Origin of the sequence: Streptomyces sp. AK08-02 (assembly GCF_033795085.1) — a bacterium.
GTDB lineage: Bacteria > Actinomycetota > Actinomycetes > Streptomycetales > Streptomycetaceae > Streptomyces > Streptomyces echiniscabiei.
This window is the reverse complement of record NZ_JARAZV010000001.1, coordinates 499,476-514,160: the sequence shown is the minus strand read 5'-3', so window position 1 is coordinate 514,160 and position 14,685 is coordinate 499,476. Positions and strand designations below refer to the sequence as shown.

The window sequence follows — 14,685 nt, the reverse complement described above, 5'->3', positions numbered from 1 at the left end:
CTTCGCTTCAGGCCGTCTGGAAGAGCTCCGCGGGCAGGGGCTTCAGCAGGGCGTACAGGTCGTCGGTGATGGGTCGGTCCCACGCCGCGATGGTCACCAGGACGTTGTCGCTGCGGTCGAACTGCACGCAGGCGATCCGGCCCTCGGACAGCTTGAGGCGGCGCACGATCAGGAGGTTGTCGCCCTGCATCACCGGGACGTCCTCGGTGCCGACGACGGTGACCTCCTCCTCGTTCTCCAGGGCCAGCAGCAGCTGGGCCACCTCGAACGGGACCTCGTCCTCGGCGACGTCACGGGCCGGGGAGCCCTCCGGCAGGTTGCCGATGACCATCGCGGGGCCTCGGCCGCCGAACAGGTCGTAGCGCAGGAACACGCCCTGGCAGCTGCCGTCGGGGGCGGGCAGCAGGCCCGCGCCGAGGTTGCCGGGCCAGTCGCCCGGATCCATGGCGAGCACATCGAATTCGGGGCCGGCGGGAGTGGCACTGCGGCGGCGGAGGAACGACATACAGCCATGGTACGTGTCCCGCAGAACCTCATGTCCCACGGGCGCTATCCCTGGGTGCCGTACTGCTGACCGGTCTGCTTGTGCCGCTGGTGATGACGGGCGACGCGGGCCCGGTTGCCGCAGGAGGGTCTGCACCATTCCTGGCGTGGATGCTCCTTGAGGAAGTAGCGCACGCAGCGCGGCGCGTGGCAGGCCCGCAGCCGTTTCCGGTCCGCGCCGGCGAGAAAGGCGACGGCCGCCTGCGCGAGCACGGCCACGATCTCCGCCTCACCGCGCACGCCCTGGTGGCGTACGACGGGTTCGGCGTCGTCGGCCCAGTCGAGCACGGGGACCGTGGGGGTGCGGGCGGCTGCCGCGTTGAGCAGTCTCAGCGCCTCGGCCGGGGGCAGCAGCCGTGCCGCGTCCGCCGGGCTCGGTTGCCCGGGGCGTACCGCGCGGGCGAAGAGGGTCCGCACGGCGGCACGCAGTTCTCGTACGGCGCTCAGCGCGGTCTCGTCGGCGACGAAGCCGTCGGCTTCGGGCAGGCGGTCGCGGTGGGCGCGCACCCAGGTGGTGAGGCCGGCGGTGTCGGTGAGGTCGTCCGCGATGCCGCCGTCACCGTCGTGGCGGACAGTGAGGACGAGGTCGAGGGCGAGCCGCGCGTCGTTGCCGGTGTCGCCGCTGATGTCGCTCGTGTTCAGGTCCCGCATGCCGCTAATGCTAATCCCCGAGGCATCCATTAGCACCGCAGGGGCGGCCCCGTCGTGCGCGGGCCGCCCCCTGCCACGGCATTGCTCGAGGTCAGTGCGGTCTCAGGTCAGGTCGAACTCCCCTTCCCGTGCCCCCAACACGAACGCGCCCCATTCCGCGGGCGTGAAAATCAGGGAAGGGCTGTGCGGGCGGCCACTGTTGCGCATCGCGATGAACCCCTCGACAAAGGCGATCTGGACATCCCCTCGTCCACCGCTGCCCGACTGCCAGTCGGCGTTGCTGAGGTCCAGCTCCGGCTTGTCCCAGCCCGCGAGCGGGTGCTCCTGGATCGTGCTCTCGGCCACGTCCGTGCTCCTCCCGGTTACCGTCGTCCGCGGCCAGCCTAGCCATCGGCTCCTGCCGCCGACAGGCCACGTGAGCGGGACGCTTCAGGAGGTGGGCGGTTCGCTGCCGACGAGCCACATGGAAAAGAACTGGGAGCCGCCTCCGTAGGCGTGCCCGAGGACCCTGCGGGCGCCGTCCACCTGGTGTTCTCCGGCCAGCCCACGCACCTGAAGGGCTGCCTCCGCGAAGCGGATCATGCCCGAGGCGCCGATCGGATTGGTCGACAGGACGCCGCCCGACATGTTGACCGGCAGGTCCCCGTCGAGCTCGGTGACCCCGGCCTCGGTGAGCTTCCAGCCCTCGCCCTCGGCGGCGAAGCCGAGGTTCTCCAGCCACATGGGTTCGTACCAGGAGAACGGTACGTACATCTCGACGGCGTCGATGTCCCGGCGCGGGTCGGCGATCCCGGCCTGCCGGTACACGTCGGCCGCGCAGTCCCGGCCCGCTTTCGGGGACACGGCGTCCTTGCCCGCGAAGAGGGTGGGTTCGCTGCGCATCGCGCCACCGTGCAGCCAGGCGGGCCGACGCGGTGAACGGGCGGCTCCGGCGCGGTCGGTGAGGATCATCGCGACGGCGCCGTCCGAGGAGGGGCAGGTCTCGGAGTAGCGGATCGGGTCCCACAGCATGGGCGAGGCCTGGACCTTCTCCAGGGTGATGTCGTGCTCGTGCAGATGTGCGTACGGGTTCTTCAGCGCGTTGCGCCGGTCCTTGTACGCGACCAGCGAGCCGACGGTGTCGGGGGCGCCGCTGCGTCGCATGTACGCGCGGACGTGCGGGGCGAAGAAGCCGCCGGCACCGGCCAGCAGCGGCTGCTGGAACGGGATCGGCAGGGACAGCCCCCACATGGCGTTCGACTCGGACTGTTTCTCGTAGGCCAGGGTGAGGACGGTGGCGTGGACCCGGGAGCGGACGAGGTTCGTGGCGACGAGGGCCGTGGACCCGCCCACCGAGCCGGCCGTGTGCACGCGCAGCATCGGTTTGCCGACCGCGCCGAGCGCGTCGGCGAGATACAGCTCGGGCATCATGACGCCCTCGAAGAAGTCGGGCGCCTTGCCGATGACCACGGCGTCGATGTCGGCCCACGTCAACTCGGCGTCAGCGAGAGCCCGCCCCGCCGCCTCCCGCACCAACCCGGCCATGGAAACGTCCTGGCGGGCGGCGACATGCCTGGTCTGGCCGATCCCGACGACCGCCACTGGCTCACTGGACATGACGGGGCTCCCCTTCGAGTACGGCGACCAGGTTCTGCTGGAGACAGGGCCCGGAGGTGGCGTGGGCGAGGGCCCGGTCGGACTCGCCCCGGTGGATACGAGCGGCGGCCTCGCCGATGCGGACGAGACCGGCGGCCATGATCGGGTTGGCGGCGAGGGCGCCGCCGGAGGGGTTCACGCGGACGTCGTCGCCGAGGCGGAGCGCTTTCCTCAGCACCACCTCCTGGGAGGTGAAGGGCGCGTGCAACTCGGCGGTGTCCACGGGGCGTTCGAAGGCGCCGGCCCGCTCCGCGGCGAGCCGTGCCGACGGTGAGTCGGTCAGCTCGCGGACGCCGAGCGAGTGGGCCTCGATGCGGTGGTCGATGCCCCTGATCCAGGCGGGCCGCTCGCACAGTTCCCGGGCGCGGTCACCGGCCGCGAGGATCACGGCGGCGGCCCCGTCACCGATCGGCGGACAGTCGCCGGTACGCAACGGGTGCACGACGTACTCCCCGTGCGGCACCGAACCCCGCAGCTGGGCATGGGAGTTGCCCTCCGCGTCCGCCCGGCTCCGGGCGGCGACGGCGGCGAGCGCGGGCTCGTCGGTGAAGCCCTCGTCGATGAGCGCCCGCGCCTGGAGCGCGGCGAGCGCGACCGAGTCCGGCCACAGGGGGGCCACGTAGTACGGGTCGAGCTGCCGGGTCAGCACATCCCGCACCGAGCCCGGCGAGGACTTGCCGTACGAGTACACGAGTGCCGTGTCGACGTCGCCGGTGAGCAGCTTGGTCCAGGCCTCGTACAGCGCCCATGCCCCGTCCATCTCCACGTGCGACTCGGAGATCGGCGGCCAGGCGCCCACCCCGTCGAGGGCCAGGGTGAAGGAGAAGGCGCGGCCGGCGAGGTAGTCGGAGGAGCCTGAGCAGGTGAAGCCGATGTCGCTGGTCTTCAGCCCGGTCGCGTCGAGCACCTCGTGCAGCACGGGCATGAGCATCTCGACTTCGGAGAGTTCGTCACTGGTGCGCCGGTGATCGGTCTGCGCGAAGGCGACGACGGCGATCTCGCGTGTCACAGCGACTCCTTGTAGGTCTCGTAGTCCGCGTCGGGTTCGCCGGTGGGCCGGTAGTGGTCGGGATAGCGGCCCCCTTCCGTCCACACCGGTTCGACGCGCAGCCCCATCCGGACCTGGTCGTAGGGGATGCCGCCGATCCGGCCGTGCAGGGCGAGGTCGGCGCCGTCGAGGGCGATGTGCGCGTAGACGTAGGGCACTTCGATGTCGAGGTTGCGGGCCTTGATGTTGACGATGCAGTACGTGGTGACCGTGCCGCCGGGTCCCACCTCGACCTGCTCGGCGGTGCCGACACCGCAGGTGGGACACGCCCCCCGGGGCGGGACGTACACCTTCCGGCAGGAGGGGCAGCGTTCGCCGACGATCCGCTGCCCGGCGAGGGCGTTGATGTAGGCGGTCTGGGCGCGGCCGGGCGAGTAGGTGTAGTCGAGGCGGGCCTGGGCGACGATGCCGGTGACCATGTCGTCGAACTGCCCGTCGTGGTCGCCCGGTTGGGCTTCGGCGTCGTTGTCGCGGTCGCTGTCGCTGTCGCTGTCGGACGGCTCGAAGCAGGCGATGTCCGTGATCGCGCCCGAGCGCCGCTCCGCCCAGCGGACGCGGACACGCATTCCGGTGTGGACGGCGTCGGGGCCGGGCGCGTCGAGGGCGTGCAGCAGGGCCGTGTCGGCGCCGTCGAGCCGGACCAGGACCCAGGCGAAGGGCGTGTCCAGGGGCTGGTCCCGGCGCGGATCGGGGTTCCAGGCCCAGGTGGTGACGGTGCCCGTGGGGGCGACCTGCACGAGGTCGCGTATCTCGTCGGCGGTCACCGGGTCGTACTCGACGGGCGGGACGAGGACGCGGCCGTCCGTTGTGCGTACGCCGAGGACGACCTGTTCGCGCAGGCCGGTCAGGAAGGCGCTCTGGACGGGGCCCAGCGAGCGGGTGAAGGGGAACTCGACGATCAGGGGCGCTTTGAGGACTTCGGTGGTCATCCCGGGGTGCTCCTTCGCGGGTCAGGGCCTGTCCGGCGGATCAGGCCGCAGGAAATCAACTGTGCGCAATCGACGCCGGTGAGCGGGGCGAATGGGGGTCCCCCCGGTCGAGCGCAGCCGAGACTGGGGGAGTCGGCAACCGACGACAACGCCGCAGACGGGCGTGCCAAGCCCCGCGTCTGCGGCATGATCCGCCGGACAGGCCCTAGGCCCGCCGGTAGACGGGTGGGCGCTTCTCGGCGAAGGCACGGGTGCCTTCCTTGGCGTCGGCGGTGTCGAAGATCGGCCAGCCGCGTTTCAGCTCGGCGGCGAGGCCCTCGGTCTCGGTCAGCTCGGCGGTCTCGTAGACGGAGGCCTTGACGGCCTCCACGGCGAGCGGGCCGCAGGCGTTGATGCGCTCGGCGATCTCCAGGGCCTTGTCCAGGGCGGTTCCGTCGGGGACGACGTGTCCGATCAGGCCGATGCCGGCGGCCTCCTGGGCGCTGTAAGGGCGTGCGGTGAGCAGCATCTCCAGGGCGTGGGTGCGCGGGATCTGCCGTTGGAGGCGGACCGTGGAGCCGCCGATCGGGAAGAGACCCCGCTTGACCTCGAAGAGTCCGAAGGTCGCCGACTCGCCCGCGACCCGGATGTCGGTGCCCTGGATGATCTCGGTTCCGCCGGCGACGCAGTAGCCCTCGATCGCGGCGATCACCGGTTTGCGGGGGCGGTGGTGGCGCAGCATCGCCTTCCAGTGCAGATCCGGGTCGGCCTTGAGCCGGTGGCGGTACTGCTCCCCCTCCAGACCGCTTCCGGCCAGGGCCTTCAGGTCCATTCCGGCGCAGAAGGCACCTCCCGCGCCGGTGAGCACGATCGAGCGGACGGCGTCGTCCTCGTCCGCCTCGACCCAGCCGTCGTACAGCCCGACGAGCATCGGCAGCGAGAGCGCGTTCCTGGCTTCCGGCCGGTTGAGCGTGAGGACCATCGTGGCGTTCTCGCGCCGCACGGTGAGGTGTTCGGTCCCACCCATCGCCCATCTCCCCTCTGAAAACGAGAACAGGTGAAAGAACGAGAACAGGTTGCAGGAGCGGAGGAAGCACTTCAAGGGTTTTCTGACAGGTAGTCAGATTTCTTCGTGCGGCCCCTTCACAGTTGCCGCGCCCTTTGCTCTGATGACGGCGAGCCGACAACCGCCAGGGATGCCCGGGGTCAGGAGGAGCGGTGGAGTACAACCTTGCCGACCTGTTCGAGTCGGTCGTGGACGTGGTGCCGGACCGTGCGGCGCTCGTGTATCTCGACCATCCCGGTACCGGCGCGGAACGCCGCCTGAGCTACGCGGAGTTGGACGCCGCGGCCAACCGGGTCGCCCATCATCTGATCGACAGCGGGATTCGCCCCGGCGAGCATCTGGGCCTGCATCTCTACAACGGGGTCGAGTACCTCCAGACCGTGCTGGGGTGCCTGAAGGCGCGGATCGTGCCGGTCAACGTCAACTACCGCTATGTCGAAGAGGAGTTGGTGTACCTCTACCGGGACGCCGACCTCGCCGCCCTGGTGTTCGACGCCGAGTTCACCGAGCGGGTGGCGGCGGCACGACCCCGGGCCACTTCGTTGCGGCACCTGATCCGGGTGGGCGAACCGGCGCCGGGGGCAACCGAGTTGGAGGCAGTTCCCTTCGCCGAGGCCGAGGCCGCCGGGTCCTCGGGACGGGGCTTCGCGGCCCGCTCGGGCGACGACCAGTTCATCATCTACACCGGTGGCACCACCGGCATGCCCAAGGGCGTGATGTGGCGTCAGGAGGACCTGTTCTTCGCCGGGCTGGGAGGTGGCGCCCCCACCGGCGAGCCGGTCAAGTCCCCGCGGGAACTCGCCGAGCGGGTCGCGGCCGGGGGCGAGGGAATCACCTTCTTCCCCACTCCCCCGCTGATGCACGGCACCTCGACCCTCACCGCGTTCATCGGCTTCAACTTCGGCCAACGCGTGGTGATCCACCGCAAGTTCACGGCCGAGGACGTGCTGCGCACGATAGAGAGGGAGAAGGTCACCAGCGTGTCCCTGGTGGGCGACGCGATGCTGCGCCCTCTGATCGACGCCCTGAACGGGCCCATGAAGGGCACGGACTGTTCAGCCCTGTTCAGCGTCTCGTCCTCCGGCGCGATCATGTCGGAGACGGTACGCGCCGAGTTCCAGGCGCTGGTGCCGAACGTCATGCTGCTCAACAACTTCGGGTCGTCGGAGTCCGGCTTCAACGGAACGGCGACCGAGGACTCCGGCCCCGAGCGCGGCTTCCGCATCCGCGTCAACCTCCGGACCCAGGTGGTGGATCCGGCCACCCACGAGCCGGTGCCCGCGGGCGAGGTGGGCCGGATCGCCCAGTGCGGCCACGTACCGCTCGGTTACTTCAACGACCCCCGCAAGACCGCGGAGACGTTCTTCGAGCGGGACGGCGAGCGATGGGTGCTGCTCGGCGACATGGCGACGGTCGACGAGGAGGGCGTCGTCACCGTCCTGGGCCGGGGCTCGCAGTGCATCAACACCGGGGGCGAGAAGGTGTATCCGGAGGAGGTCGAGCAGGCGCTCAAGTCCCATCCGGACGTGTACGACGCACTGGTGGCCGGCGTGCCGGACGCGAGGTGGGGCAACCATGTGGCCGCGGTGGTGCAGTTGCGGGAGGGAGCGGCGCGGCCGAGCCTGGCGGACGTACAGCAGCACTGCCGTACCCACCTGGCGGGCTACAAGGTCCCCCGGCAGCTGGTGATCACCGAGACGATACGGCGGTCACCCAGCGGCAAGGCGGACTACCGCTGGGCCAAGGAGATGGCGGTGGGGGCGGACCGGTAGGCGGGAGGCCCACGACTCGCCGGTGGGCCGAACGGGGACGACGGGCGTACTCTGTGCGCGCGGTTGACCCGGGTGTTTGAACGGAGGGTGACGCAGGGCCGTACGCGAGGTCGGCGGCCCTGCCCTGCGAGCCCGGTCCGCCGTGCCATCAGCGAATTCGCACGGAAGGACCCACGGGTGTCGCACCACACGCCCCCTCGTCAACTGCCCGAGACGGACGCGGACGCGCCGGACGGGACCACAGCCGAGGAGGCCTCGCGCGCTCCCGCGGTGAACGACACCGACCCCGGCGCCTCGACGGACACGGAACCGACGGGCAGGGAAACGACCGGGTCGACCACAGCCGCGGAGGCGGACGAGACGGACGCGCGCCCCGAACCGGAGGAGAAGTCGGCCGACGGCGCGGAGGACGGGAAGGCGCCCGACGAGACCCTCACCTCCCGCCCGGTTTCCGCCACCGACGAATCCCCCGACGCCGCCGCCTCCGACCCCTCGTCCACCGACGAACCCGGCCCGAGCAGCGCCGCCTCCTCGTCCGCCCGCCCCGGCTGGTTCGGCTGGCGCAGTCGTTTCCCCCGCGCCGCACGCGCCGTACGGGTGGGCACGAGCGTCCTGGCCGGTGTGTTCGTGCTCGCCGTGCTGCTCATACCCAACCGCCTCGACCGGATGAGCGCCGGTTCGTTCCTCCGTCTGCCTGTCGAGGCGATCTTCCTCGCGGCCGTCCTGCTCGTACTGCCGTCGAAGGCACGGCGGATCACGGCCGTCGTCCTGGGCGCGTTCCTGGGGTTGTCCACCGTCCTGAAGTGTCTCGACATGGGCTTCTACCAGACCCTGGCCCGGCCGTTCGATCTGGTCTTCGACTGGGTGCTGCTGAACGACGCGGCGGACTTCCTGAAGGACTCGCTCGGCCGCTCGGGTGAGGTGCTCGCGGTGATCGGCGTGATCGTCCTGCTGATAGCGGTTCTCGCGGTGAGCGCGCTCGCGGTGGTGCGGCTGGCGGACGTGATGGCCCGGCACCGTCCCGCGGCCGTGCGCGGCACGCTGGTCCTCGGCACCGCGTGGGTCGTCTGCTTCACCATGGGCGTGCAGACAGGTGGCGTGACGATCGCGACCAAGGGCTACTCCCAGTACCTCTCCAACAAGGTGCAGTACGTCCGCGAGGGCCTCGGGGACGCCGAGGTCTTCGACAAGCAGCTCAGGGTCGACGCCTTCGCCGACACGCCGTCCGACCAGCTGCTGACCGGACTGCGTGGCAAGGACGTGCTGTTCACGTTCGTCGAGAGCTACGGCCGGGTGGCGATCGACGATCCGTCGATGGCACCGGAGATGGACGCGACGCTCAAGCAGGGCGACGCCAGGCTCAAGTCGGCCGGGTTCGCGGCGCGCAGCGGCTGGCTCACGTCACCCGTGACGGGCGCCGGCAGCTGGCTCGCCCACACGACGTTCCTCTCGGGTCTGTGGATCAAGAACCAGCAGCGGTACCGGACCGTGACCACCAGCGACCGCGCCACGCTCACCAGCTACTTCCAGAAGACCGGCGCCTGGCGCACGGTCGGTATCGTCCCGGGCGTCCGGAAGTCCTGGCCCGAGGGCAAGTACTTCGGCCTCGACCACATCTACGACTCCACGCACCTGGGTTACCAGGGCCCGTACTTCAGCTGGACACCGGTGCCGGACCAGTTCAGCCTGGAGGCCTTCCAGAAGCTGGAGCACGGCAAGAAGGATCGCGACCCGATCATGGCGGAGATCATCCTGGCCTCCAGCCACAACCCCTGGTCTCCCATCGCCCACACCATCGACTGGAACGACCTCGGGGACGGTTCGATCTTCAACAAGATCAAGAAGGAGGGCACGAACCCCACGGAGGTCTGGAAGAGCGCGAAGAGCGTGCGGACCGAGTACCGCAAGGCCGTCCAGTACTCCGTGGACAGCCTGACCCAGTGGGTCCAGCGCTACGGCGACGACAACACCGTCCTCGTCTTCCTCGGCGACCACCAGCCCGTCCCTCTGGTCACGGCGGGCAGCACCAGCAGGGACGTGCCGGTCACGATCGTCGCCCGCGACCCGAAGGTGCTGGACCGCGTCGCCGACTGGGGCTGGACGGAGGGGCTCAAGCCCGCTGCCAACGCCCCGGAGTGGAGCATGGACAAGTTCCGGGACCGCTTCATGACGGCGTACGGGCCGGGGAAGAAGTAGCGCCGTCCGCGCCGAGGCCCGCCCCGGTGCCACGCCCGAGGTCCGGGACACGGCTGCCCTGGCCATCGCGACCGCGGTGAAGGCCGGCAGGAGGGCCGACCGGCGAACTCTCGGCGGAACCGCCGGTTCAGGGGCGATTGTCAGTGGTCGGTTCTAGTGTGGTCGGCGAGATCGGATTCGCGCCGAGGAGACGAAGAGGTTCCCATGACGACCCTGACCGACCGCCCGAACAGCGCGCTGCTCATCATCGACGTGCAGAACCAGGTGGTGGACGGCGCCCACAACCGCGAGGAGGTGCTCGCGAACATCAACACCCTCGTCGACAGGGCTCGCGCGCAGGGCGCGCCCGTGGTGTGGGTGCAGCACTCCAGCGACGAGCTGAAGGCGGGCAGCGAGAACTGGGAGTACGTTCCGGAACTGGTCCGCCGCGACACCGAGCCCCTCGTCCACAAGAAGTACGGCGACTCGTTCGAGGCCACCGAGCTGGAGGACGTTCTCGCCGAGCACGCGGTCGGGCGGCTGGTCGTCACGGGCGCCCAGACCGACGCGTGTGTCCGCTCCACCCTGCACGGCGGCATGGTGCGCGGGTACGACGTGACGCTCGTCGGCGACGCCCACACCACGCAGGACCTCACGAAGTACGGCGCTCCGAAGCCGGCCGAGGTGATCGCCCACACCAACCTCTACTGGCAGTACCAGACCGCCCCCGGCCGCACTGCCGGGACCGTCAGCACCGCGGAGGCGACGTTCACCGCCGCGGGTGACGAGGGCTGACGGTCAGGAACCGGCGAACCGGTCCCTCAGTTCCCGCTTCAGGATCTTCCCGCTCGCGTTGCGCGGCAGCTCGTCCACGAACACGACCCGCTTCGGTGCCTTGAAGTGGGCGAGCCGCTCGCGGGCGTGGGTGATGAGTTCGGCCTCCGTCACCTCGCCCCGGGGGACGACGACCGCCGTGACCGCCTCGATCCAGCGCTCGTCGGACAGGCCGACGACTGCCACCTCGGCGACCGCCTCATGGGTGTACAGGGCGTCCTCGACCTGGCGTGAGGCGATCAGTACGCCACCGGAGTTGATGACGTCCTTCACCCGGTCGACGACGGTGTAGTAGCCGTCGGCGTCCCGGACGACCAGGTCACCGGAGCGGAACCAGCCGTCCCGGAAGGCGGCGGCCGTCTCCTCGGGCTTGTCCCAGTAGCCGTCGCACAACTGCGGGGACCGGTACACGACTTCACCGGCCGTGCCGTCGGGCACGTCCTCGCCGTTCTCGTCGACCACCCGCGCGTCCACGAACAGTACGGGGCGTCCGCAGGAGTCCGGTCTGCCCTTGTGCTCGAAGGGCCCGAGCACCATGGAGAGGGGGCCGATCTCGCTCTGCCCGAAGCAGTTGTAGAAGGCGAGTTTCGGAAGTCGCTCGCGCAGTCGCTCCAGCACGGGCACCGGCATGATCGACGCCCCGTAGTACGCCTTGCGCAGTCCGCTCAGGTCACGGGTGGCGAAGTCGGGGCGGCCGGCGAGGCCGATCCACACGGTCGGCGGCGCGAACAGGCTGTCCGCGCGGCCGGACTCGACGAGGTCGAGGATCACGTCGCCGTCCGGTGCGTCGACAATGATGTTCGGGGCGCCCACCGCGAGATACGGCAGCAGGAACACATGCATCTGCGCCGAGTGGTAGAGAGGCAGCGAGTGCACGGGCCGGTCACCGGGGCTCAGGTCCAGGGCGGCGATCGCGCTGAGGTACTCGTGCACCAGGGAGCGGTGGGTCATCATCGCGCCCTTGGGCAGCGCGGTGGTCCCGGACGTGTACAGCAGCTGCACCAGGTCCTCGGTGCGTGTCTCGGCGCCGTCGTGGGGCGCGGTGTCTGCCAGCCGTGCCAGCAGGGAGTCGTCGGCGTCGCGCAGCGGCAGGGTCCGTACGCCGTCCGGGAGCCGGTCGGCCAGGTCCGGGTCGGTCAGGACCAGGGTGCTGCCGGACTGCTCGACGATGTAGGTGAGGTCGTCGCCGGTCAGGTTCTGATTGACCGGGACGTGCACGAACCCGGCACGGGCGCAGGCGAGGAAGGCGATCAGATAGGCGTCCGAGTTGTGGCCGTAGGCGCCGACCCGGTCGCCGGGCGCCAGTCCCTCGGCCAACAGCACGCCCGCCGCGCGGGAGACGGCCTCGTCGAGTTCCCCGTACGTCCAGGCACGCTCGCGGTACTCGACCGCCAGCCGCGCCGGAACCCGCTGGGCGCTGCGCCGCAGCACCCCGTCAACCGTGCTCCCGTATTGCTGCGTCATAGCTCATGATCCTCGTTCCGTCACCGAACGAGGTCAAGCACCGACGGGGTCAGGGAACATACCCGTTGGTACGCTCAACCGCCCCTTCCCTCAACGACGTTGGGAGGCACGATGCGCACCCGTCTCAGACGGCTGGTCGTCACGGCCGCCGCATTACTCACCGCCACGACAGCACTGCCCGCCGCCACGGCGCAGAGCGGGCCGTCACAGGCACCACAGCTGTCACAGCGACATCCCTCCGGCGGCGGGCTCTCCGCCGTGATCCGCTACACCGAGTACGGCATCCCGCACATCGTCGCGAAGGACTACGCGAACCTCGGCTTCGGCAGTGGCTGGGCGCAGGCCGCCGACCAGGTGTGTGTGCTCGCGGACGGTTTCGTGACACTGCGCGGCGACCGCTCGCGCTGGTTCGGACCTGACGCAACGACCGACTTCTCGCTCTCCGACGCCTCCGACAACCTCTCCAGCGACCTGTACTTCCGGGGCGTGCGGGATGCCGGGACGGTCGAGCGGCTCCTCGCCCGACCCGCGCCGCAGGGGCCGAGCCGGGCCGTCAAGGACCTGATGAACGGCTGGGCCGCCGGCTACAACGCCTGGTTGAAGCAGAACCGGGTCAAGGACCCGGCGTGTGCGGGCGCCGCCTGGGTCAGGCCGGTGACCGGGGTCGACGTGGCCACCCGGGCGTACGCCCTCGCGGTGCTCGGCGGACAGGGCGGCCTCGCGGACGCGATCACCGCGGCTCAGCCGCCGCCCGCGTCGCCCTCCGCGTCCTCCACCACGGCCGCCGCCGACTCCTCCCTGCCGACCGCTTCCGCCGCCGCCAAGGGTGCGCGCGAGCTGTTCGACATCTCGGACATGGGTTCCAACGCCGTGGCGTTCAACGGCAGCACGACGGCCAACGGCCGTGGCCTGCTGCTCGGCAACCCGCACTACCCGTGGCAGGGCGGGCGCCGGTTCTGGCAGTCCCAGCAGACGATCCCCGGTGAACTGAACGTCGCGGGCGGGTCGTTGCTCGGCTCGCCCACGATCTCCATCGGGTACAACGCGAACGTGGCGTGGAGCCATACCGTGTCCACCGGTGTGCCGCTCAGCCTGCACCAGTTGAAGCTGGACCCCGCCGACCCGACGACGTATCTGGTCGACGGCAAGCCGGAGCGGATGACACGCCGGTCGGTGACCGTCCCGGTGAGGGACGGCGCGCCGGTGACCCGCACCCAGTGGTGGACCCGCTACGGCCCCGTCGTCCTCTCCCCCGGCGGCGAGCTCCCGCTGCCCTGGACCACGACGACGGCCTTCGCGCTGAACGATCCGAACTCGGCGAACCTGCGTTTCTACGACACCTCGCTCGGCTTCAGCAAGGCGCGCGGCACGGACGACATCCTCGACTCCCTCGACCGGCACCAGGGCATCCCCTGGGTGAACACCGTCGCCGCCGACCGTGCGGGCCACTCCCTGTTCGCCCAGTCGCAGGTGCTCCCCAGGATCACCGACGAGTTGGCCGCCGCCTGTTCGACGCCGCTCGGCAAGGTCCTCTATCCGGCGGCGGGCGTCGCGGTCCTTGACGGCTCCCGCACCGACTGCGCCGTCGGCGACGACCCGGACGCCGTGGCGCCCGGCATCTTCGGTCCCTCACGGATGCCGACGCTGAGGAACACGCCGTACGTCGAGAACTCCAACGACAGCGCGTGGCTGACCAACCTGGACCAGCCGATCACCGGCTACGAGCGGATCTTCGGCTCGGTGCGCGCGACCGCCTCACCGCGTACCCGTGGTGCCGTCGCCGATGTGGCGGCGATGGCGGCAAAGGGCAGGCTGACGGTCGCGGATCTCCAGCGGCAGCAGTTCGCGAACCGTTCGACGTCCGGCGCGCTGGCCGCCGGCGACGCGGCCCGCGCCTGCGCGGCACTTCCGGGCGGTACGGCAACCGGCAGCGCCGGTACGGCGGTTGACGTCAGTCAGGCGTGCGGTGTGCTGACGTCCTGGGACCGCACCATGAACAGCGACAGCCGTGGCGCCCTGCTCTTCGACCGGTTCTGGCGCAAGCTGCTGGGCGCCGTGCCGTCCGCGCAGCGCTGGAAGGTGCCGTTCTCGGCGGCGGACCCGGTAGGTACCCCCAACACGCTCAACACGGACGCGCCCGGCTTCACCAAGGCCCTCGCGGACGCGGTGACGGAGCTGCGCGCGGCGGGCATCCCGCTCGACGCGCGGCTCGGGGACCACCAGTACGTCGTACGGAAGGGTCAGCGGCTGCCTGTCGGCGGCGGGACCGAGTCCCTGGGCGTCTGGAACAAGATCGAGCCGGTGTGGGACACGGCGAACGGTGGCTACCGCGACAACGCCTTCGGTTCCAGCCACATCCAGGCCGTGGGATGGGACGGCAGCCGCTGCCCGGTGGCCCGCACCCTGCTGACGTACTCCCAGTCGTCGAACCCGAACTCGCCGCACTTCGCGGACCAGACGCGGCTGTTCTCGGCCGAGAAGTGGGTCAGCGCGAGGTTCTGCGAGAAGGACATCCTGTCGTCGCCCGCGCTGCGGGTGATCCGGGTGCGCGGCTGATGAGCTGATGGACTGACGGGCTGACTTACGTAC

12 protein-coding genes are annotated in these 14,685 nt (G+C 70.4%); 4 read left to right on the top strand and 8 right to left on the bottom strand.

The features are described from left to right. Nucleotides 1–7 precede the first annotated feature (7 nt). The 7 genes from PV734_RS02235 to PV734_RS02205 all read right to left on the bottom strand — a co-directional run bounded on the left by PV734_RS02235 (nucleotide 8) and on the right by PV734_RS02205 (nucleotide 5,812). Nucleotides 8–505, bottom strand: coding sequence for a hypothetical protein (locus PV734_RS02235; RefSeq protein WP_319091766.1), 498 nt, complete (start codon nucleotides 503–505; stop codon nucleotides 8–10). Nucleotides 506–549: 44 nt separating this feature from the next. Further along, entirely contained in the window at nucleotides 550–1,194 is a 645-nt protein-coding gene (locus PV734_RS02230; RefSeq protein WP_319091765.1) for a CGNR zinc finger domain-containing protein, read from the bottom strand. A gap of 102 nt (nucleotides 1,195–1,296) precedes the next feature. Continuing rightward, a complete protein-coding gene (locus PV734_RS02225; protein ID WP_319091764.1) occupies nucleotides 1,297–1,539 on the bottom strand; it encodes a DUF397 domain-containing protein in 243 nt (80 codons plus the stop codon). 84 nt (nucleotides 1,540–1,623) lie between these two features. Continuing rightward, nucleotides 1,624–2,790 (bottom strand): thiolase domain-containing protein, encoded by a 1,167-nt coding sequence (locus PV734_RS02220; protein WP_319288615.1) that lies wholly within the window; start codon nucleotides 2,788–2,790, stop codon nucleotides 1,624–1,626. Next, nucleotides 2,780–3,838, bottom strand: coding sequence for a thiolase domain-containing protein (locus tag PV734_RS02215; RefSeq protein ID WP_319091762.1), 1,059 nt, complete (start codon nucleotides 3,836–3,838; stop codon nucleotides 2,780–2,782). Before PV734_RS02215 ends, PV734_RS02220 begins: the two co-directional genes overlap by 11 nt. Next, on the bottom strand, nucleotides 3,835–4,806 hold the full coding sequence (locus PV734_RS02210; RefSeq protein ID WP_319288614.1) for a Zn-ribbon domain-containing OB-fold protein: 972 nt from the start codon (nucleotides 4,804–4,806) through the stop codon (nucleotides 3,835–3,837). The genes PV734_RS02215 and PV734_RS02210 overlap by 4 nt, the downstream gene beginning before the upstream one ends. A 205-nt stretch (nucleotides 4,807–5,011) precedes the next feature. After that, nucleotides 5,012–5,812: a crotonase/enoyl-CoA hydratase family protein gene (locus PV734_RS02205; protein WP_319091760.1), complete on the bottom strand. Its 801-nt coding sequence runs from the start codon at nucleotides 5,810–5,812 to the stop codon at nucleotides 5,012–5,014. Between the two features lie 191 nt (nucleotides 5,813–6,003). On the opposite strand from PV734_RS02205, the gene PV734_RS02200 reads away from it, so the two are divergent. The 3 genes from PV734_RS02200 (at nucleotide 6,004) to PV734_RS02190 (ending at nucleotide 10,593) form a co-directional block, all read left to right on the top strand. Then, complete coding sequence (locus tag PV734_RS02200) at nucleotides 6,004–7,623, top strand: acyl-CoA synthetase (RefSeq protein ID WP_319091759.1); 1,620 nt, start codon at nucleotides 6,004–6,006, stop codon at nucleotides 7,621–7,623. A 177-nt stretch (nucleotides 7,624–7,800) separates the two neighbouring features. Continuing rightward, nucleotides 7,801–9,819, top strand: a complete 2,019-nt coding sequence (locus tag PV734_RS02195; RefSeq protein ID WP_319091758.1) for a sulfatase — start codon at nucleotides 7,801–7,803, stop codon at nucleotides 9,817–9,819. 204 nt (nucleotides 9,820–10,023) lie between these two features. Beyond that, complete coding sequence (locus PV734_RS02190; protein WP_319091757.1) at nucleotides 10,024–10,593, top strand: cysteine hydrolase family protein; 570 nt, start codon at nucleotides 10,024–10,026, stop codon at nucleotides 10,591–10,593. Between the two features lie 3 nt (nucleotides 10,594–10,596). On the opposite strand, the gene PV734_RS02185 is transcribed toward PV734_RS02190, so the two are convergent. Then, nucleotides 10,597–12,096, bottom strand: a complete 1,500-nt coding sequence (locus tag PV734_RS02185) for an acyl-CoA synthetase (protein WP_319091756.1) — start codon at nucleotides 12,094–12,096, stop codon at nucleotides 10,597–10,599. Between the two features lie 111 nt (nucleotides 12,097–12,207). Here PV734_RS02185 and PV734_RS02180 point away from each other — a divergent pair, with 111 nt between their 5' ends. Then, nucleotides 12,208–14,652 carry a penicillin acylase family protein gene (locus tag PV734_RS02180; RefSeq protein WP_319288613.1) on the top strand — a complete coding sequence of 815 codons (2,445 nt, stop codon included), beginning with the start codon at nucleotides 12,208–12,210 and terminating at the stop codon, nucleotides 14,650–14,652. The last annotated feature ends 33 nt before the right edge of the window (nucleotides 14,653–14,685 follow it).

What these genes read in the sequence shown, in the direction of transcription:
- PV734_RS02235 (WP_319091766.1), bottom strand. Translation starts at nt 505, where the DNA reads ATGTCGTTCCTCCGCCGCCGCAGTGCCACTCCCGCCGGCCCCGAATTC.
- PV734_RS02190 (WP_319091757.1), top strand. Translation starts at nt 10,024, where the DNA reads ATGACGACCCTGACCGACCGCCCGAACAGCGCGCTGCTCATCATCGAC.
- PV734_RS02180 (WP_319288613.1), top strand. Translation starts at nt 12,208, where the DNA reads ATGCGCACCCGTCTCAGACGGCTGGTCGTCACGGCCGCCGCATTACTC.
- PV734_RS02230 (WP_319091765.1), bottom strand. Translation starts at nt 1,194, where the DNA reads ATGCGGGACCTGAACACGAGCGACATCAGCGGCGACACCGGCAACGAC.
- PV734_RS02205 (WP_319091760.1), bottom strand. Translation starts at nt 5,812, where the DNA reads ATGGGTGGGACCGAACACCTCACCGTGCGGCGCGAGAACGCCACGATG.
- PV734_RS02220 (WP_319288615.1), bottom strand. Translation starts at nt 2,790, where the DNA reads ATGTCCAGTGAGCCAGTGGCGGTCGTCGGGATCGGCCAGACCAGGCAT.
- PV734_RS02185 (WP_319091756.1), bottom strand. Translation starts at nt 12,096, where the DNA reads ATGACGCAGCAATACGGGAGCACGGTTGACGGGGTGCTGCGGCGCAGC.
- PV734_RS02210 (WP_319288614.1), bottom strand. Translation starts at nt 4,806, where the DNA reads ATGACCACCGAAGTCCTCAAAGCGCCCCTGATCGTCGAGTTCCCCTTC.